16 protein-coding genes are annotated in these 20,369 nt (G+C 34.0%); all 16 read left to right on the top strand.

Features of this window, described 5'->3' with window-relative positions; all coding sequences use genetic code 11:
* Nucleotides 1-2 precede the first annotated feature (2 nt).
* Complete coding sequence (locus JC2156_RS04220; protein ID WP_006845471.1) at nucleotides 3-1,073, top strand: SepM family pheromone-processing serine protease; 1,071 nt, start codon at nucleotides 3-5, stop codon at nucleotides 1,071-1,073.
* Entirely contained in the window at nucleotides 1,073-2,074 is a 1,002-nt protein-coding gene (locus JC2156_RS04215) for a nucleoid-associated protein (protein ID WP_006845470.1), read from the top strand. Before JC2156_RS04220 ends, JC2156_RS04215 begins: the two co-directional genes overlap by 1 nt.
* 218 nt (nucleotides 2,075-2,292) lie before the next feature.
* Nucleotides 2,293-3,072 (top strand): transporter substrate-binding domain-containing protein, encoded by a 780-nt coding sequence (locus JC2156_RS04210; protein WP_006845469.1) that lies wholly within the window; start codon nucleotides 2,293-2,295, stop codon nucleotides 3,070-3,072.
* A gap of 23 nt (nucleotides 3,073-3,095) precedes the next feature.
* Nucleotides 3,096-3,794 carry an amino acid ABC transporter permease gene (locus JC2156_RS04205; protein WP_006845468.1) on the top strand — a complete coding sequence of 233 codons (699 nt, stop codon included), beginning with the start codon at nucleotides 3,096-3,098 and terminating at the stop codon, nucleotides 3,792-3,794.
* A 48-nt stretch (nucleotides 3,795-3,842) separates the two neighbouring features.
* Entirely contained in the window at nucleotides 3,843-5,171 is a 1,329-nt protein-coding gene (locus tag JC2156_RS04200) for a dihydrolipoyl dehydrogenase family protein (RefSeq protein WP_006845467.1), read from the top strand.
* A gap of 224 nt (nucleotides 5,172-5,395) precedes the next feature.
* A complete protein-coding gene (gene yidC, locus JC2156_RS04195) occupies nucleotides 5,396-6,403 on the top strand; it encodes a membrane protein insertase YidC (RefSeq protein WP_006845466.1) in 1,008 nt (335 codons plus the stop codon).
* Nucleotides 6,404-6,618: 215 nt separating this feature from the next.
* Nucleotides 6,619-7,599, top strand: a complete 981-nt coding sequence (locus JC2156_RS04190) for a GMP reductase (RefSeq protein ID WP_006845465.1) — start codon at nucleotides 6,619-6,621, stop codon at nucleotides 7,597-7,599.
* Between the two features lie 516 nt (nucleotides 7,600-8,115).
* Nucleotides 8,116-10,308 carry a type IA DNA topoisomerase gene (locus JC2156_RS04185; RefSeq protein WP_006845464.1) on the top strand — a complete coding sequence of 731 codons (2,193 nt, stop codon included), beginning with the start codon at nucleotides 8,116-8,118 and terminating at the stop codon, nucleotides 10,306-10,308.
* A gap of 156 nt (nucleotides 10,309-10,464) precedes the next feature.
* The gene (locus JC2156_RS04180) at nucleotides 10,465-11,484 is read left to right on the top strand and encodes a zinc-binding alcohol dehydrogenase family protein (protein WP_006845463.1); all 1,020 of its coding nucleotides are present in this window, start codon (nucleotides 10,465-10,467) and stop codon (nucleotides 11,482-11,484) included.
* Between the two features lie 228 nt (nucleotides 11,485-11,712).
* Nucleotides 11,713-13,182, top strand: a complete 1,470-nt coding sequence (locus tag JC2156_RS04175; RefSeq protein ID WP_006845462.1) for an MATE family efflux transporter — start codon at nucleotides 11,713-11,715, stop codon at nucleotides 13,180-13,182.
* A gap of 27 nt (nucleotides 13,183-13,209) precedes the next feature.
* The gene (locus JC2156_RS04170; RefSeq protein WP_006845461.1) at nucleotides 13,210-14,106 is read left to right on the top strand and encodes an ABC transporter ATP-binding protein; all 897 of its coding nucleotides are present in this window, start codon (nucleotides 13,210-13,212) and stop codon (nucleotides 14,104-14,106) included.
* On the top strand, nucleotides 14,103-15,353 hold the full coding sequence (locus tag JC2156_RS04165) for an ABC transporter permease (RefSeq protein WP_006845460.1): 1,251 nt from the start codon (nucleotides 14,103-14,105) through the stop codon (nucleotides 15,351-15,353). The genes JC2156_RS04170 and JC2156_RS04165 overlap by 4 nt, the downstream gene beginning before the upstream one ends.
* Before the next feature lie 235 nt (nucleotides 15,354-15,588).
* Nucleotides 15,589-18,273 (top strand): DNA polymerase I, encoded by a 2,685-nt coding sequence (polA, locus tag JC2156_RS04160; protein ID WP_006845459.1) that lies wholly within the window; start codon nucleotides 15,589-15,591, stop codon nucleotides 18,271-18,273.
* Nucleotides 18,260-19,081 carry a bifunctional hydroxymethylpyrimidine kinase/phosphomethylpyrimidine kinase gene (locus tag JC2156_RS04155; protein ID WP_006845458.1) on the top strand — a complete coding sequence of 274 codons (822 nt, stop codon included), beginning with the start codon at nucleotides 18,260-18,262 and terminating at the stop codon, nucleotides 19,079-19,081. The genes polA and JC2156_RS04155 overlap by 14 nt, the downstream gene beginning before the upstream one ends.
* On the top strand, nucleotides 19,074-19,607 hold the full coding sequence (locus JC2156_RS04150) for an ECF transporter S component (RefSeq protein WP_006845457.1): 534 nt from the start codon (nucleotides 19,074-19,076) through the stop codon (nucleotides 19,605-19,607). Before JC2156_RS04155 ends, JC2156_RS04150 begins: the two co-directional genes overlap by 8 nt.
* Before the next feature lie 23 nt (nucleotides 19,608-19,630).
* Nucleotides 19,631-20,369, top strand: a 739-nt coding sequence (locus tag JC2156_RS04145; protein WP_038241123.1) for an MFS transporter, incomplete at its 3' end; no start/stop codon positions are given.

Below are 20,369 nucleotides of genomic sequence, written 5' to 3'. Positions count from 1 at the left end.
CAATGCGTCCTTTAAAAACAAAATATAAATGGCTGATTTGGTCGATTATTGCAATTTTATTAGCTGGTTTTCTCATGATGCCTTTACCGCTTTATAGCGAATCTCCAGGAATTTCAGTTGGGCTGAAAAACTTTATAAAAGTTGATAATAAAAAGCCTAATTTTAAGGGTGATTATAGTTTGACTGCTATTTCACTTAGCCAATTAACGGGGCTAGGCGCATTGATCACCTTAACTAATCCGCACGCTGACTTTATGACTAAAGATCAAGTTATGGCTGGTGCTACAAGCAGTGAAGAACAGAAAATAGATAAAATTGATATGGATACAGCATTTAATAATGCCAAAGCAGTAGCCCTAAAAAAAGCAGGAATTGATTACAAAGAAAATTTTAAAGGGGTTTATGTTCGATCGCTTCAACCCAATTCTAAGTTTAAAAAAGATCTTAAAATTGGCGATATGATTACTAAGATTAATGGAGAAAAGCAGGCAAGTGTTACTGATTTTCAAAGCACCATTCGCAATCATAAATTAGGTGATCCCATTACTATTACTTATTCCCGTAATAATAAGCAATATAATAGTACGCATCCAACGGTTTCCTTAGGCGGAGCTAATGCTAAAATACCGGGAATTGGGATCCTTTTGATTGATCATACAACAATTTCCACTAAACCTAAGATTACCGCTGATATGGGTAAAATTGGGGGACCTTCTGGTGGACTAATGTTTTCATTGGAATTGTATGAAGCTTTAAGTAATAATAATTTGGCACAAGGACGCTTAATTTCGGGAACCGGAACGATTGACCGTGAAGGTAATGTTGGTGAAATTGGTGGGATTGATAAGAAGGTTATTTCTGCAGGCGAGAGCGGTTCTAAGATTTTCTTCGCTCCATATTTAAAGGTGCCAGATAAGTATTTGAAGTATGAAGAAAAGCATCAAACCAATTATCAATTAGCTAAAAAAACTGCTCAAAAATACGAACCACAATTAAAAGTGGTTCCTGTATCTAATTTTCAACAAGCACTCGATTATTTAGAAGCACATCCAGTAAAAGAGGAAAATAAATAATGATTTTAAAACATGCGATTTTGCATATTCTCGATCAAGATGCTCATCAATTAATCTTGTCACAAAATGAAATGAATTTAGATCAAGTTAATTTACATGATTATCTTGAAAAACAAATTTCAAAGTTTAACTCAAGCGATTATCAAACTAGCCAGTTAAATGGAGATGATTATTTAGCTCAGGTTTTAGATGATAATAGTTCAGAGACTTTTGTAGAAAAAACTAGTCAATTAGCTCAAAAGTTATTTTCAATTATTAGCGATATTCCAGAAGTGCCAGGAAGTGATTTGTTAATTTCAGAATATAGTGATGAAGCTCATGATTATTTTGCATTGTTTAAATTAAACTTTACTCCACGTTTTGCACATATGGTGGATTATGAAGATGATATTTTAAGTAATAAGTTGATTGTCAATCAAGCTATTTTACCCAATGCTGGAACTGTACCTGATGAAGGCTTAATTATTGACTTAATGGATGGATCAGTTCGTCTAATTGAAAAGCATTTTCAACATAATGGTCAACGTATGGCCTATTTTGCCGAAAAATTTGCTCAATTGAATCTTAATCCAAGTGTTAAAAATGAGTTGCAGGGCTTAAAACAAGCGGTAAAACACGTGGCTGATAAATTTGATATGCCTTTACATGAGACTTTAGCGAATACTCAAGAAATTATTTATGAAAATGTTTCTGATCAAGGCGTAGTTTCGCCAGAAAAAATTGGAGATGCACTCTTCGATCAAAATTTTAGTGCTAAAGAGGTTTATCAAGAAGCACTAGAAAGCCGATCAATTAATCATGATATTAAAATTGATAATCCATTGAAGTATCAAAAAAAGTATTCAACACAAAAATTTGTTTTAGATTCGGGAATTCAAATTTCGATTCCAATTGAAGCCTATCAAGATAAAAATCAGGTTGAATTGATTAATAATCCTGACGGTAAAATCACATTGATGATTAAAGGTATTGATGATATAAAAAATAAATTTAATGCCTAATTTGACATTAAAATAAATCGTTGTACAATTAAGATTATCAAAGGGGAACTACTATGTTGAAAACAAAAACACAATTTTATATTTGTGGAACTTGGTTGCTTGATGGCAATTGAGAGTTTTTGGCGAGTAATTTGTCTTAATTTCTTGATAGTGAACAAGCACGCACTCATTTTATAATGAGGTCGTGTTTTTTTTATCGAAAAGAGGGGTAATTAGTAATGAAAAAGCATATTTTTAGTACACTTATTGTTTTCAGTTCAATTATTGGGCTCTTAGCTGGAAGCAATTTTACAGAACTACATGCAGATACTATCAAAAAAGGAACGTTAACGGTTGGTTTAGAGGGAACTTATGCACCATTTTCATATCGTGAAAAGGGTAAGTTAACTGGATATGAGGTTGATGTTGCCAAGGCAGTTGCTAAGGAAATCAATATGAAACCAAAATTTGTACAAACTAAATGGGATTCACTGCTAACTGGTTTGGATTCTAATCGTTATGATGTTATTTTTAATAACGTAGGAATCACTAAAGAACGTAAAAACCGATATTTATTTGCCGAACCATATTTATATTCTAAAACGGTATTGATTCAAAAACAAAATGGTAAATTAAAAACCTTAAAAGACATTAAGGGAAAGAAATTAGCACAGTCAACAAGTTCTAATTTTGGTCAAATGGCTAAAAAGAATGGCGCTAAGATTGTTGCTGTTCCGGGAATGGTTGAAGCAATGAATTTGATTGATTCAGGTCGTGCTGATGCTGAACTAAATGATGCTGGAGCCTTTGAATTATGGCATCATAAAAATCCGGATGTAAAAGTTAAGGCTGTTAAAATGGATAGTGAAATTCCAGCAGTTCCAGCAGCCCCAATGTTAAATAAAAATAATCCAAAGTTGCAAAAGCAAATTAATAAGGCAATTAAGGAATTAGCAAAAGATGGAACATTAAGTAAACTTTCAAAACAATACTTCAAAACAGATTTAACTAAAAAATAATTTAATTAAAGGTAGAACCTAGCATGGAATTTATTCAACTGGCTGTGAAATGTTTACCACAATTATTTCAAGCCGCAATTTTATATACTTTACCACTCGCAGCAATTTCGTTTGCGTTGGGACTCATCATTGCAACTGGGACGGCCTTAATACGAGTTATGACAGCGCCTAGGAATCGATTATTGAGAATTATTATGATTCTGGTAAAAGGAATCGCATCTTTTTATATTTGGCTTTTCCGTTCGACACCAATGTTGGTTCAACTGTTTATTGCTTTCTATGGTCTCCCTAGTGCACATATCGATTTCTTTGCCAATGCATGGATTAGTGCCATAACGGTATTTTCACTCAACACGGGGGCGTATGCTGCAGAAACAATTCGTGCGTCAATATTATCAGTCGATAGAGGGCAGTTAGAGGCCGCTCAATCAGTCGGATTATCTAGAATTCAAGCCTATTGGTATGTGGTCTTACCACAGGCGGTACGCATTGCAATCCCACCATTGAGTAACTCATTAATATCACTAGTAAAGGATACGTCCCTGGCTAGTGTAATTACGATTGTAGAGACATTTTATCTCAGCCAGCAAATTGCTGCTGAGAATTATCAAACTTTATCTATGTATATTTTAGTGGCGATTGTTTATGCAGTTATTACGACGATTTTAACTTTTGTTCAACGATGGTTAGAAAAAAGAACTTCCCGCTATTTAGCATCATAATATAAATGAGGTCGGTTCGCTTAAACATAACGAAGGAGATGAATTAATATGAAACAAATTAATTATGATTTAGGTATTATTGGATCAGGCCCAGCCGGCTTAGCTGCAGCGTTTGAAGCAAAACAATTAGGACAAACAGTTGTTATGATTGAAGAATATATGTGGGGTGGAACCTGCCCCAATTATGGCTGCGATCCTAAAAAAATTTTACTGAGTGCGGTTGAAACACTTCATCGTGAGCAAGCTTTACAAAATAAAGGTTTAGTCGGATCATCAATGATTAATTGGCCAGCTTTAATGGCAACTAAACAAGAGTATGTCGACGCCGTTAAACCTCGTAAGATTAAAGGTTTGGAACAAGCAGAGATTGAACATATCTATGGACATGCTCAATTTATTAATCAAGACACTGTAGCTACTAATGAATACCAGATAACAGCTACTAATTGGATCATTGCTACAGGACAACGCCCACGTCAACTTGATTTCCCTGGCGCTGAACTAATGGGCAATAGCGAGGACTTTTTGAATTTGTCAGATATGCCGCAAGATATTACCTTCTTAGGCGGTGGATATATTGGGGTTGAATTTGCTAATATTAGCCACTTTGCGGGAGCTCGAGTTCATTTAATTACCCAAGGATCACATTTGTTGTCAGATTTTGATCAAGTTTTGGTTCGCGAATTTGAAAAAGAAATGCTTAATAATGGTATTGAAATTTTATTTGATAATACAATTGACGTCATTCAAAAACAAGATAATCAATATTTAGTTAAATTATCAAATGGAACGAGTTATTTAACGGATCTAGTCATCAGTGCGGTGGGACGGACTGGAAATGCTGATAAAATTCAAGCCGAAAAAGCCGGTGTTAAAACGTGTGATGGGCATGTGGTGGTAGATCAATATCTTAAGAGTACTAATTCACATGTTTATGCGATTGGAGATGTAGCTGATAATGATGTGCCAAAATTAGTGCCAGTTGGAAATTATGAGGGACGTTATGTCGCTCGACAATTAGCTGGTCAAAATCAAACCCCTTTAGAATATCCAACGATGCCTCAAGTTGTTTTCGGCACACCGAGAATTGCGCAAACTGGGGTTTCCATGGTAGAGGCAAAAAATCAGGGATTTACGATTAAAGATTTAGAGATGGGTAATGTAATTACCTTCTTCCGATATCATGATCAAGCTCGGATTAGGGTAGCTATTGATACTAATGGCCTTATTGTGGGGGCTAGTATTTTCGCTTTTGAAGCTGAAGAATTAATTAACTATTTTGTTACAGCTATTAATATGAAGCGAACTTTTGCAGAAACCCAGGCTAATTTATATGCTTATCCATCATTAGGGAGTGAATTTTCTGAATTTTATTAATTCATTTAAGCAAAACTTGAATTAATATTTAAAGTAATATAGTAAAATAAAGAGCAGATTGCCTAAACTTATGGGTAACCTGTTCTTTATTTTAATTTAATCCTTACAGGAATGTGATAAGTGAAAGAATTTTGAAAACTGATCTGTTTTTATGTTATAATTTTTTATTAGCAAGCTAGAATAAAAAAGATAATTCTTAATAAAATATAGGAAGTTAACAAAAAATGAAAATAAAAGGTTTAACCCCAATTTTAATCGTAATATTGATTATTTTGTTCTTTACTGGACATATCTATATCTTAGCACCATACTTAGCGAACTTTATGCAGATTGTTGAAGGTATGTTCAATGATTCTAATGCCATTGGCTGGTCAATCTTAGTTTTGACCTTCATCGTACGGTTAGTTTTGCTACCCATGCAGCTACACCAATCACGAAATATGACTATTCAACAAGAAAAGATGCGGTTACTACAACCACAATTAACGCGGGTTCAAGAAGCTCAAAAAAATGCTAAAACACCTGATGAACAAGCTCGTGCAACTCAAGCAATGATGCATATTTATCGAGAAAATAATGTTTCAATGCTGGGTGGTATGAACTTTTCTACTTTGGTAATCCAATGGCCAATTTTCTCGGGTTTGTATGCAGCAATTAACCCTAGTATTATTCATGGTTGGAAAGGAATGGACTGGGCGCTTAATCAAGCAGCTGAAATTAAGAGTGCCACTTTCTTTGGAATTCATTTAGCACAACCAAGTATCGGTTTGGCTATTGCAACTGGATTAATTTATCTAATACAATCGTACTTATCAACACTTGGAATTGCGCCTGAACAAAAAAAGCAAATGCGGACAATGATGTTTATGATGCCAATCATGATGTTCATGATGACTTTCTTTACGAATGCCGGAATTGGATTATACTTTATGGGTGGAGCAGTAATTATGGTGCTTCAAACACTTATGATTAATCTTTGGCGTCCACGTTTGCGTCGTCATGTTGGTGCAAATTTTGAAGTTAAAGATGTCGTTGAAGATGCTTTAGCTGGTCGTATTAAAACACCGGAGACTGGAAAAAATTCAAGTTTCATGGATAAAATGGCTGCAGCACAACAGCAAGCAGCACAACAAGGTCAAACTGAGCGTAAAGATGTAACACCTAATAATAAAGAAAAAAACTCACAACGACTTTCTAATCGTGAAAAAAACCAAAGAAATAAACAAAAATAATTATTTTAATAAAAGAAGCCCAATCTCATGTAAGAAGAGATTGGGATTTTTTAATGAATGTAGCTTAATATTTTTGGTAATTTTAAAACATTCGTTTGCTTTATACGTTAATTATAAGTTGATTATCATATATAGTTCGTTATATAATGAAAAAGGAGTCAAATGTTGTGATTCATGACACCAAAAAACGAACTATTAAAAGGGAGATATTTATAATGACTCAAGATATGATTTTTGATTATGAGGATATTCAATTAATTCCCAAAAAAGGTTTATTAAATAGCCGTAAAGATGCTGATACAACGATTCAATTTGGCCCTGAAAAGTTTAATCTGCCAGTTGTTCCTGCAAATATGCAGACCGTTATTGATGAGGATTTAGCTCTCAATTTGGGAGAAAAACATTATTTTTATATCATGCATCGATTTGAACCAGAACGTCGATTAAATTTTATTAAGCGTGCTCACTCTAATCATATTTTTGCTTCAATTTCAGTTGGGGTAAAACCGGCTGAATATCAATTTATTGATCTTTTAAAAGATGAACAATTAATTCCCGAATATATTACAATTGATATTGCGCATGGTTACAGTGATTCAACGATAGCCATGATTAAATATATTAAAAAAGCTTTACCTAAAACATTTGTTATTGCAGGAAATGTTGCTACTCCTGATGCGGTGATTGCACTAGAAGATGCCGGAGCTGATGCAACAAAAGTGGGTATTGGTCCGGGTAAAGCTTGCATTACTAAATTAAAAACTGGATTTGGAACTGGTGGATGGCAATTAGCTGCGATTAATCAATGTGCTCAAGTTGCAACTAAGCCGATTATTGCTGATGGCGGTATTCGATATCATGGTGATATCGCAAAATCGATTCGCTTTGGTGCATCTATGGTCATGATTGGTTCAATGTTAGCGGGCCATCAAGAAGGTCCGGGAGAAGTAATTGATCTAGATGGAGCACCTGTGAAAGCATACTTTGGATCAGCATCCCAATTTCAAAAGGGGACATATCAAAATGTCGAAGGTAAAAAATTATTTGTTCCTTATCGAGGAAGTATTTACAATACGCTGAATGAAATGAAAGAGGATCTACAATCATCCATTTCTTATGCTGGCGGTAAAAAATTATTAGATTTACGTTTGGTTGATTATGTGATCGTTAGAAACTCGATCTTAAATGGTGATTAAATTTATTATTAGAAAGGCTGAGGCATAAGTTGTCTCAGCCTTTTTTAAGCTTGCATATTACAATCAGAGTGGTTTATAATTTTTATGTATTAGGTTAGAATTAATGGCGAAATTAATATGTTTTTGAAATGGTATAAATTTTGCTGAATTAGGTTATTAAATTAATTTATAATTTTTACACGTCAATTTTGATAATGGAAAGTTAATGATGCTCATTTTAAACTTAACAAAATAAAACAGATAAATAAAATAACCTATGTCAAACTAGCCAACAGTAATGGAATGACAAGTTGAAATGGTTGGTTAAATTATATGCGATATCACTAATTTAACTATGGGTTGGCCGTTTATTATATAAATTTACTGAGCTAACAGGCAGATGGAAGAGGCGAAAGTTGTCTTAACTATCTGCTGCTTTTTTATTTATAAAAATTATTAAAATATAAGCTTGAACATGAAATTTATATTTACAACGTATGAGCCTATATATTTAAGTGATGAAGGGAAAAAGGTGTAATGAGAACCATTATATTAGCCGAGAAGCCAACGCAGGCCGTTGCATATTCTAAGGCATTTAAAAGTAGCAAGAAGCGAGAAGGTTATATTGAAGTTTCAAATGAATATTTTGATGGTGAAACTTATATAACTTATGGTTTTGGACATTTGGTAGAACTTTATTTGCCAGAACAATATGATGAAAAGTATAAAAATTGGAGTATTAATAATTTACCAATTATTCCTGATCAATTTAAATTTAAAACGGGTAAAGGGAAGGCAGAGCAATTTAAAATAGTCAAAAATTTACTTTCTGAGGCTGATCAAATTATTATTGCAACCGATGCTGATCGTGAAGGCGAAAATATTGCTTGGTCGATTATTAATCAATCTGGTATTAATCCTCAGGAAAAAATTATGAAACGATTATGGATTAATTCACTAGAATCATCTGCTATTCGTGATGGCCTAACCAATTTGCATGAGGCTAAACAGCATTATTCGGCATATATTGAAGCACAAACAAGAGAATTTAGTGATTGGCTAGTTGGAATGAACGCAAGCCCTTTATATTCTTTATCGTTACGAAAACAAGGAATTAGGGGTGTGTTTTCAATCGGACGTGTCCAAACTCCAACTCTTTATATGATTTATAAACGGCAAGTGGAGATTGATAATTTTAAACCAAAACCATACATTGAATTGCTGGCACATGTAAAAACGGGGAAAAGCGAATTTGAGGCTAAATTAGACCCATTCATCAGGTTTGATAATCAAGATAAGGTTAAAGTTTTCCTATCAGATAACGAATTAGTTTTAGTTAACAAGAGCCAATCAAAAGAAAATAATAATAACTTTGGAATTATTAATAACATTATTAAGGATAAAAAGAAGCAACCTAGTCCAAAATTATTTTCATTGTCAACTTTACAGTCTAGGGCTAATAAGGCCTTTAAAGCATCAGCACAAAATACTTTGGATGCAGTTCAATCGTTATATGAAAAGAAATTTTTAACTTATCCTAGAACGGATACGCAATTTATTTCTGACGAAGAATTTTCATATTTATTGGATAATATTAATCAGTATTGTGAATTTGCGAATGTCACAGCTAATATTGCTCATAAAGAACCTAGAAAACGTTACGTAAATAGTAAGAAAGTTCAAGAACATCATGCTATTATTCCAACACGAACGATTCCTACAAAAAATCAATTTATGAAATTAACTAGTTTAGAAAAATCAATTTATGAATTAGTATTGAGAACAACGATTGCAATGTTTTTGGATGATTTGAATTATGATGAACAGGTTATTATTGTTAAGTCAGGTCAGGCACAGTTTAAGGCAATGGGACGAGTAATAACTACCCCTGGTTGGAAATTATTATTTAAGACAAACAGTAAAAAATCTAGTGCTAATGGGGAGGTTAGCTTGCCTCGAGTTGATATCGGTCAGAAGGTCGATTTTGATTTATTAGATGAACATAAGGTGACAGTTGCACCATCGGCTTATACTGAGGGAACCTTAATTACTGCAATGAAAAATGCTGGAAGAGACTTAGCAGATGCTCAAAAAGAGATTCTTAAAGAAACTGAAGGAATTGGAACTGAAGCGACTCGGGCGGGTATCATCGAACGATTGAAAGCAAAGAGCTATATTGAACTTAAAGATAATAGTTTAGCTGTAACAATGTCGGGTATTATTTTATGTCAAGCAGTTGAGTTACAACCGCTATTAAATTCGCCTGAATTAACAGCACAATGGGAGATGGCCTTACATGAAATTGGTCAAAATAATCGAACTCAAGCATCGTTTTTAAAACAAATCGAAAAATTTATTTTGAAATTAATCAATGAAGTTCCAGATCAAATTGAAACTAATCAAAAATTAACTGATCAGATAAATAGTCAAAAAGATACTAATGCTGATCAATATAAAGAGCATATGGGGATTTGTCCAGTTTGTAAGGCAGGCCATATGATTGATCGAGGTAAATTTTATGGATGTAGTAATTACAACTCAAAAGAAGCATGTAATTTTTCCTTACCAAGCAAATGGGCAGGTAAAATTCTACCAAAAACGGCAATCAAAGATTTAATCAAGAAAGGTCATACTAAAGAGATTAGCGGGTTTAAAAGTAAGGCAGGTAAATCTTTTAGTGCAATTTTAGAATTGGTTGATGGTAAACTGAAATTTGTTTTTGATAAATAATAATTAATGGCTTAAGCGAATAATAATGAAAAAAATTAGTCAAATAACATATAATGATATTAATATAGATAGAAACATAAACTTATGATTTTGAAGTAATATTTTTAGCTAAGTTAATTTGGCAAAGAACTCGAAAATACAGGAGATTTAAACATTATGAAAGCAATAGGTTTTTATAAGGGTAAGTCATTAGAAGCAAGTGATAGCTTTTTGGATGTTGAATTGGGGATGCCCCAGGTATTACCAAATGATGTTTTGGTGCAAATCAAGGCGGTTTCGATCAATCCAATTGATGTTAAGTTGCGTCAGACAACACCAGAACAAACAACACCAAAAATTTTGGGTTATGATGCCGTTGGAATTGTTACGGCCGTCGGTTCACAAGTTACTAATTTCGTGGTCAATGATCGCGTTTATTATGCAGGATCAACTAAACGTAATGGAAGTTATGCAGAATTTCAGGCTGTCGATTCTCGATTGATTGCTCGGGCGCCGCGTAATTTATCAGATGCTCAGGCAGCAGCGTTGCCGCTAACAGCATTAACAGCCTATGAATTATTATTTGAAAAGTTCGGTTTAATTCCACAAGCAAATGCTAATCAATCGCAACGCTTATTAATTATTAATGGTGCTGGTGGGGTAGGTTCTATTATGAGTCAATTAGCTAATTGGAGTGGATTAGAAGTATTAGCAACCAGTAGTCCTGAAAATTTCTATTGGTTAAAAGAGCATGGGGTCACTTATCCCTTAGATTATCATCAAGAATTGCAACCTGCATTAGATTCGTATAAGATCAATCGGGTTGGATTTATCGCTGCTTTATATAATGTAATTCCATATCTTGATCAATTGAAGAACCTAATTGAACCTTTTGGTCATTTGGGAACTATTGTAGGGGTTAATCAAGATTTACCATTGACCGCTTTTAAAGATATGTCAGCTAGCTTTGATTGGGAGTATATGTTTACTAAAAGTGATTATAATTTCAATTTATCTTCACAAGGTAAAATTTTAGAAAAAATTGCACATTTGGCTGAAACTGAATTATTAGTATCGACACTTACGCATGAAATTTCAACGGGAATCAATGCTCATAATATTAAGCAAGCAACCCAATTAGTCGAGCAAGGACATACTCGTGGTAAAGTTGTGGTCTCAGGATCTTTTAATGGATAATAAATACTTAATACTAAGGCATAATTTAATCATTTATTAGGTGACAAATTTTTAAATTGTAAACATTGTATATTGGCAGAATATTACAATCAAGATATATTAAATTTGCTGTATAATGTTAAGTATTAGTCTAATTGTTACCTCTGATTAATTATCAAGAGGCCTCATTAATTAGATATAAACTTATGTATAAATGCTTTAAAAATTAAGGAGTAATAATTATTTAAAATGCGTGGACTTAGAATATATTTAAATCAGGTGAGTTATGAACTTATCAATGTTATTATTCCCCTCATTCCTTTATCCTACTTGTTACACGTTTTAGGTGTCCAAAGTTATGGGGTAGTTGCTTTTACCATAGGTCTAACTGATATTTTTGTTTTAATTTTTTTAGGATCAATGAATTTATTAGCTCAACTTAGTTTGAATAATGCTCTCTATGAAGATCAAAAAGTTCCTAAAATATTTTGGAATGTATTGTTTATGCGATTGATGATGTTGATTCTGGGTGGACTTGCACTATCATTTCTAATTAATTGGGCATCAGGTTGGAATATTAGTTATCTTCAGAATCAATCAACACTTAAGCTGAGTTATTTATTAATGATAGGAAGCTTTTTAGATTTATCTTGGTACTACCTTGGAACTCGTCAAAAAACACGACCACTATTACAGGCAGCATCAATGAAAATTGTATTCTTGATGTTGATTTTAATTACTGTTAAGACATCTAATGATGCTTATCGTTATTTGTTCTTAATGGGAGTGATCCGTATTGTTGGAAATGGATTAATGTGGTTTAGTTTGCCACGTGAATTATTTAATGAAATTTCATTAGGGTCATGGAGATTTTTAAAAACCGGATTAACCTCAGTTACTACTATTTTAGGGGTTGAATTATTTTCGTTAACTGGGCAATTGTTAGTAACCTTGTTAAAACCATACACGCTGGATTGGATCGGATATTATCAAGCTGCATTACAATTAAATCAAGTTTCTATTGTAGTTGTAGTTACTGTCGGATTAAGTACAATGCCACGTTTTTATCAAATATATCGCGAAAATAATTACAATAAATTGATTGAACATATTGATAATGCGGTAGAGTATGTCACTGCTTTTGCAGTACCGGTTATGTTTGGTACTGCTGCCACAGCGGTAACCTTTACTACTTGGTTTTTAGGTGGAACGTTTAAAGATGTTGGACTTTTGATGACCGTTTTATCGCCATTAATTCTCTTATTGGGTTGGAATACAATTTTAGGTGGACAATTTTTACGATTAGCTGGTAAAAATAACATCGTTCACGCGACTCTAGTTCTTGGGTGGTTATTAAACGTTTTGTTAGGGTTACTATTTATTCCTAAATATGGATTATTTGGCGCCATCTATGCTTTGCTAATTTCTGAATTTTTAATTTTTTTGATTCAATTATTTTATGCAAGAGAAGTCATTGCTTTTGGCCGCATCGTAGCAATTACATCAAAATATTTAGTGACTGGACTTTTGATGTATCTCGTGATTATTGTTTCGACTTATAATTGGCCAGCATATCCTAGCACGACGGTTTTCCAATTGATTTTAGGATTTGTAGTTTATTTAATTGGAATTGTTTTATTACGTAGTCCATTAATTACTAAAGCTTGGTTAATTATTCGAGCGTATACTAAAGTCATTCGGCGCCGCTACAATAAATAATTAGTCTTAACGAGATCGAGGAAATTTATGATTGAATTAAAAAATGTTTCAAAGAAATTTGGAGATAAAATAGCTGTTAATAATATTAATTTAATTGTTAAACCAGGTCATATTATGGGACTCATTGGACAGAATGGAGCGGGTAAAACGACCACTTTTCGCATGCTATTAAATTTTATTGAGCCGACGACTGGTTCCATCAATTGGGATGGAAATCCTATTGATGACCTAATGCGGACTAGAATAGGTTTCCTTCCTGAAGAACGAGGACTCTATCAAAAATTGACCATCGAAGAACAAGTTTTATATTTTGCAGAACTACATGGTATGAAACGTAGTGAGGCACGTTTAGAACTTCAAGATTGGATGAAACGTCTTGAAGTAGTGGGAACAATACATGATAAAGTTCAAAAACTTTCAAAGGGAAACGCACAAAAGATTCAGTTGATTTCTACTCTAATTTTTAATCCAGAATTTGTGATTTTAGATGAACCATTCACCGGAATGGATCCAGTTAATACTGAAATTGTTATGCAGGAAATTAAGCAACTTAAACAACGTGGAGCAACGATTATATTTAGTTCCCATAATATGAGCGGTGTTGAACAATTATCGGATGAATTAACGATGTTACGCGCTGGTAGGACTGTGTTACAAGGGAGTGTGGCTAATATTCGCGAATCCTTTGGCCGGACTGAAATATATATTGAATCAGATGTACTAGATGATCAATTAAAATCAATTGATGGGGTTAAGTCAATTGAACGGCGAGGGATAGGGCGACAAATTCATTTATCTGATCCACTTGCGGGACACGCTATTTTCAAATTAGTCAGTGCTGATGGATATGTATCAGCCTTTGCACAACAGGCTCCAACTTTGGATGATATTTTCCGACGTGAAGCAACAGAAGGGAAACAATGATGATGTTTCAAAGACAACTATGGTTGGTTACTAAACAAACTTTTAAAATTAGAATTAAAACCCTTGGGTATTGGTCATTGGTTCTATCACCACTTTTAATTGCATTAGTGGTAGCTGTATTTGCCTTTGTGTTTACAGCAATGTCAAATCATAACGATTCTGTTGTCGGATTAAATGTGGATCAAAGCTTGGTTCAAACCTTAAAAGCAGATAAAAGCATTAAGGCTGAATATAAGATAGTGTCAGATGATAAGAAGGCCGATCAACTATTAAAACATAAAAAGATTGACAGCTATTTAAAACAAAATAATACTGGATATGAATTGAAAAATACAACTCAAGGGAATCCAATTGATGAAAATGAAATTAAACAAGTTTTAAATCAGTATTCGATGCAACGGCAAGCTAAGACGATGAATTTAACTAATGATCAATTGCAGAAGTTAACTACAGCGCCTAAGATGAAAACGCAGCAGGTAAGTTCTAAGGGAACTAGTGTTGGCGGTGAAACAACCAAAACAGCTAATTATATTTTAACGGTTGGACTGGGAATCTTTATTTTTGTATTCTTGACAGCCTATGTTGGAATGATTGCCAATGAGATTGCGAATGAAAAATCTTCACGTATTATGGAAATTCTGTTGGCAGCTACTAGTCCAGCAGTTCAATTTTTTGGTAAACTAGCTGGTATCATTGGGCTGGCCTTAGTGCACTTATTAATTTATATTATTGTTGGTTTGATCAGTTATCAATTTATATCTCATGATAACGCCACCTTTAAAATGATTATGAGTGTCTTGAATGGAGTTGATTTTAGTTTTGCAATAATTACCATTATTATGGTCTTTTTTGGGATTGTCATGTACTTGATTCTGACGGCAATTATCGCAGCATTAGTTAATGATCAAAGCCAAGTTCAGCAGGCGGTTTCACCTATTACATATCTTGCAATGCTTGGATATGTCTTGACTTTTATGGTCTCAAACTCACCAGATAACGTTATTGTTAAAATTTTGTCGTTTGTACCATTCACTTCGCAAACTCTAATGCCCGCTAGACTAGGATTGCAGTTGACGCAACCATATGAATTGTGGATTGCAATTATCTTACAAATTTTAATGATTATTTTCCTTAGTCGCTTTGGGCTAAAAGTATATAAGAAAAATGTTTTGCAGTACAACGAAGGTAATTTGACTAAAGCTGGAATAATGAGTCTTATTGGTCTCTTTAGACGTGAAAATATTTAATATTAGAATAATAAGTGAGAGCAGGGTGATTATGTTTCCTGCTTTTTTTATCTAAATAATTTATATATAAATTTGATCTCCTTATTTTTAATATATTTAGGTTAAATTCGGTTGATTAAATTAGCTTTAACAATAAATTGTTTTAGGCTTATAAATTTTGTTACAATTAAGATTACAACACACTCAAAATAAGTTGATTATTATTGATTAACTTTTGAAATTGAAAGGGGTACTCATGGGGAAACCAAAACTATTATTAATTGATGGGAACTCATTAGCATTTCGTGCATTTTATGCACTCATTAATCAGGTGGACAGATTTGTTAATCATGATGGCTTACATACTAATGCGTTAGTTGGTTTTAACAACCTTCTTGATGGAATTGTAGATCCATTTGAACCGGATAAAGCCTTAGTCGCTTGGGACGCTGGGAAAACAACTTTCCGTACGAATGCCTACGATAATTACAAAGGAAATCGGGATAAAACGCCCCAAGAATTAGTGGAGCAATTTGAACCGCTGCGTGAAATGGTTCGTTTACATGGAATTACAAATTATGAATTAGCTGATTATGAAGCAGACGATATTATTGGAACAATGGCTCACGCAGGCGTAGAATCTGGATATGCAGTTACGATTGTGACTGGTGATCGAGACATGCGTCAATTAGTGGATGACGATATCACAGTTTGGATCACTAAAAAGGGTATCTCTGAAATTGATAAATATACTCCCGCTGAAGTAGCTGATGTTTATGGCGGTTTGACCCCAAAACAAGTGATTGAAGTAAAGGGGTTACAAGGTGATCCATCTGATAATTATCCTGGTGTTCCAGGGATTGGTGAAAAAACGGCCATTAAGTTAATTCAGGAATATCATGATATTCCTGAATTATATGAACAAATTGATATGATGAAGAAGTCTAAACGCAAAGAAAATTTGATTCAATATAAGGATGATGCTTTCTTATCACGGGATTTAGCTCGTATTCGTCTTGATGCACCAGTGACTTTGGATTTAGATGATCTAGCATATCGAGGAATTCAATATCAGGATTTAATTCCGTTTTATCAGCATTTGGATTTTAAACAACAACTAGTAAAATTAGCTAATCAAGGATACACAATTACTGGAACTCAAAATGAAAGTAACCCTACTGTAAAACTTAATGTTGCTCCTTTAACAGCTAATAATTTAGCTCACGTAGAAGCTTTACAAGATGATGTTGACTTTTATGTAGAGTTAGATGGAGAAAATTATCATCGCGCAGCTATTGTTGGTTTTGTTATCGGGAATCAACAACAAGGGTATTTAGCTAGTCGTGACTTAGAGTTATTATCACAAGATACACCTGTGAAAAGAATCTTGGAAAATAATAAAATCAAGAAAAATGTTTTTAATTCAAAAGAAACATTTGTGGCCTTGCACCGCTATAACGTTGATTTAACTGGAGTTGATTTTGATTTGCTACTGGTTTCATATTTATTGAATGTCAATGACAATAGTAATGATTTAGGTACCATTGCACATGAGCATAATTATTTCGATGTTCAAACAGATGATGAAGTTTATGGAAAAGGAGCCAAATTTGCGATCATAGATAATGATACTGATTTTTTTGAACATTTGGGTCGTAAAGCACAAGCAATTGGCGCCTTAAAACAGCCACTCATGCAAAAATTAGATGAGCATGAACAGACTGATTTATATACTGAAATTGAATTGCCTTTAACGTTTGTTTTGGCACATATGGAAATTAATGGGATTACGGTTAATGCTGAACGTTTATTGGGCATGCAGTCAAAATTAACCGAGCGTCTATCAGAATTAGAACAAACGATTCATCAACAAGCGGGCCACGAATTTAATATTCAATCCCCTAAACAACTGGGGGTGATTTTATTTGAAGAAATGGGTCTAAAACCTTTGAAGAAAACTAAAACTGGTTATTCAACATCAGTAGAAGTTTTGGAACAAATGACAGACGTTCCATTAGTTGCATCAATTTTACAATATCGGCAATTAGCTAAGATCTTATCGACATATGTTGATGGATTACTACGAGTTATTCATGGTAGCGATTCAAAAGTACATACCCGATACTTACAGACTTTGACACAAACGGGTCGTTTATCATCTATTGATCCTAATTTGCAAAATATTCCTGTACGTGTCGAGGAAGGCCGACAAATTAGAAAAGCTTTTGAACCACAACAAGCTGGGTGGTCGTTATTAAGCGCTGATTATTCACAAATTGAATTACGAGTATTAGCACATATTACAAATGATGAAAAAATGCGGCAAGCCTTCATTAATGATGAAGACATTCACGCAGCAACTGCGCGTCGTATTTTTGGTCTTGCTGAAGATGCAGTCGTGGATAGTAATTTAAGACGCCAAGCAAAGGCCGTTAATTTTGGAATTGTTTATGGTATTTCTGAGTTTGGCTTGGCTAAAAATATTGGTACGGATCGTAAAACTGCTAAAAGTATAATTGATACTTACTTAAATGAATATAGTGGAGTTAAAAAGTGGACCGAGGAGATTATTTTAGATGCTCGTGAAAAGGGCTACGTTGAGACGATTGCACATCGGCGACGCTATTTACCAGATATCAAGGCAAAAAGCTTTAATGCACGTAGTTTTGCTGAACGAACAGCAATGAATACTCCGGTTCAAGGGTCAGCGGCTGATATTATCAAAATTGCTATGATTAAAATGCAATCTGTAATGGAACAAAAGCAACTTAAGTCCAAAATGCTACTTCAAGTACATGATGAATTGATTTTTGAGGTACCTGAAGACGAATTAACGTTAATGCATAAATTAGTACCTGAAGTTATGGACTCAGCTGTAAAGTTGACTGTGCCTTTGAAGGTTGAAACGCATGAGGGTAAGACTTGGTATGATGCAAAATAAAATTAAAGAACAACCGCCTGTGGTTTTAACCATCGCAGGATCAGATAGTTTATCTGGGGGAGGACTTCAAGCTGATTTAGCAACTTTTAATGAATATAATCTTTTCGGTCTGACTGCAATTACTAGTATTGTGACAGTCCTACCTGAAATTTTTGAAATTCATGCAGAATCAGCAAAGTTATTAGCGGATCAACTGGCTTCAGTTCAAGCTCATTTTACCTTAGCAGGTATAAAGTTAGGTTTGATTCCTAATTTGGAACAAATGATTGTTATTCTGCAATTTTTGAACCAACTAGATCGAAATATTCCATTGGTTGTAGATCCGGTGCTAGTATTTAAAGAAGATCATGCTCCTGAATTAGATGCTATTAAAAAGGTTTATTTAGAAAATATTTTTCCTTTGGCAACTATAATTACACCTAATTTAGTTGAATCTGAGTTGTTAACTAATCAGCCGATTAAAACACTGGATGATTTAATACAAAGTGCCCAAATTCTAAAACAAACCGGTGCTAAAAATGTGATTGTTAAGGGTGGTCGGAGATTAGGAAAACAAGAGGCTGTTGATGTCTTAATTATGGAAAACAACGAGCTTGAAATCCTAAGTAATCCGATTATTCAAAATAATTTTAACAATGGAGCTGGATGTACTTTTTCAGCAGCTATTTTAAGTGGGCTAGTACAAAACGCTACTGTTCTGTCTGCCACACAACAAGCTAAAACATTTGTTCAGCATGGAATCGAAAATGGTATTGCTATTAATCAAAATTTAGGAAATGTTTGGCAAGGAGCAAATCGGGATGTATAGTTTAAAACCAATTTATCAACGGACTATTGTTGCCGTTATTATTGCTTTAAATATTGTAGCCAATTTTTTCTTGAAAATTCCAACACCGACAGGCTTCATTAGTTTGGTAGAGGTTGGCATTTTCTTGATGTCCTGGCTTTTTGGTCGTCGGGCGGGTGGAATTACTGGTGCATTGACTGGCTTTTTAATTGATTTAATATCCGGTTATCCGCAATGGATGCTTTTTTCAATGATCATTCATGGTAGTGAAGGTTGGTTGATAGGGCTTTTAACTCGAAAAAATGCACGATTAATTAATAAATTAATTAGTATCATCGGTGGCGGCTTAATTATGGTAGGGGGGTATTTTATTAGTGGTATTATTTTACAGCTTTGGAATCATGTAACTTTAAATGCTGCTTTAACTATTACCTTCGCTGAAATTTTCGGAAATTGTCTACAAGTTGCAATTGGAGCTGGCATTGCACTAATCTTATTACCAATCCTGGAACGTAATTTCCGGAACCAATCAAATATTTTTAAATAAAATATTACTTAAAGGAAACTTGCATGAACTCAAAAAATAATCACAATCGTAAGAACTCTGCTGGTAAATGGGGATTATTAATTGCCTTAATTTTATTAGGGTTAATGATGCGTAGCCCCATTTCGGCAATTCCTATGATTTTAAAACCGTTAGCTCAACGATTGAATGTTGATCCGGCACAGCTTAGTGTTTTAACAACCATTCCGTTGGTTGTTTTTATGCTATTTTCAAATTTTGCATCTAAAACTGCTAACAAATTAGGGCTAAAAAGAACAGTCACGTTATCGGCAGGATTGATGACACTTGGTAGTCTAGCCCGTTTGTGCCCTAATTTCAATCTAATTGTTTTGGGCACTATTTTGATTGGAATTGGAATTGCGCACCTGAATGTTTTGATGCCCGCTGTTATTATGTCCTTTGTTCCAAATAAAATTGCGCTATATACTACAACCTATTCATTATCAATGATGCTTGGCGTTGCTCTATGTAATTTAACAACCGCCCCATTACTAAACTTAGGTGGAATTAATAGTGTGATGTTAATATTAGTTGGTGCGACTTTACTTGCATTATTAGTTTGGATTTATGTTACTCGTGAATTAGAACCCTTAGGTACTTCAAAGAAGCTAAATAAGGAACAAATTATCGAGGAATTGGATGTGCAACCAGTCCAAATGCTGCACCCATGGAAAACTTGGCAAGCCTGGGCTTTCTTATTAACTTTTGGAGGACAGTCACTATTAAATTATACCTTTGTGGCTT

This window comes from Weissella koreensis KCTC 3621 (assembly GCF_000277645.1).
Note: the sequence above shows the minus strand (reverse complement) of the source record. Positions and strands in the feature narration are given on the sequence as shown.

Coding starts and splice junctions, on each gene's coding strand:
- JC2156_RS04220 (WP_006845471.1), top strand. CDS start 3: ATGCGTCCTTTAAAAACAAAATATAAATGGCTGATTTGGTCGATTATT.
- JC2156_RS04215 (WP_006845470.1), top strand. CDS start 1,073: ATGATTTTAAAACATGCGATTTTGCATATTCTCGATCAAGATGCTCAT.
- JC2156_RS04210 (WP_006845469.1), top strand. CDS start 2,293: ATGAAAAAGCATATTTTTAGTACACTTATTGTTTTCAGTTCAATTATT.
- JC2156_RS04205 (WP_006845468.1), top strand. CDS start 3,096: ATGGAATTTATTCAACTGGCTGTGAAATGTTTACCACAATTATTTCAA.
- JC2156_RS04200 (WP_006845467.1), top strand. CDS start 3,843: ATGAAACAAATTAATTATGATTTAGGTATTATTGGATCAGGCCCAGCC.
- yidC (WP_006845466.1), top strand. CDS start 5,396: ATGAAAATAAAAGGTTTAACCCCAATTTTAATCGTAATATTGATTATT.
- JC2156_RS04190 (WP_006845465.1), top strand. CDS start 6,619: ATGACTCAAGATATGATTTTTGATTATGAGGATATTCAATTAATTCCC.
- JC2156_RS04185 (WP_006845464.1), top strand. CDS start 8,116: ATGAGAACCATTATATTAGCCGAGAAGCCAACGCAGGCCGTTGCATAT.
- JC2156_RS04180 (WP_006845463.1), top strand. CDS start 10,465: ATGAAAGCAATAGGTTTTTATAAGGGTAAGTCATTAGAAGCAAGTGAT.
- JC2156_RS04175 (WP_006845462.1), top strand. CDS start 11,713: ATGCGTGGACTTAGAATATATTTAAATCAGGTGAGTTATGAACTTATC.
- JC2156_RS04170 (WP_006845461.1), top strand. CDS start 13,210: ATGATTGAATTAAAAAATGTTTCAAAGAAATTTGGAGATAAAATAGCT.
- JC2156_RS04165 (WP_006845460.1), top strand. CDS start 14,103: ATGATGATGTTTCAAAGACAACTATGGTTGGTTACTAAACAAACTTTT.
- polA (WP_006845459.1), top strand. CDS start 15,589: ATGGGGAAACCAAAACTATTATTAATTGATGGGAACTCATTAGCATTT.
- JC2156_RS04155 (WP_006845458.1), top strand. CDS start 18,260: ATGATGCAAAATAAAATTAAAGAACAACCGCCTGTGGTTTTAACCATC.
- JC2156_RS04150 (WP_006845457.1), top strand. CDS start 19,074: ATGTATAGTTTAAAACCAATTTATCAACGGACTATTGTTGCCGTTATT.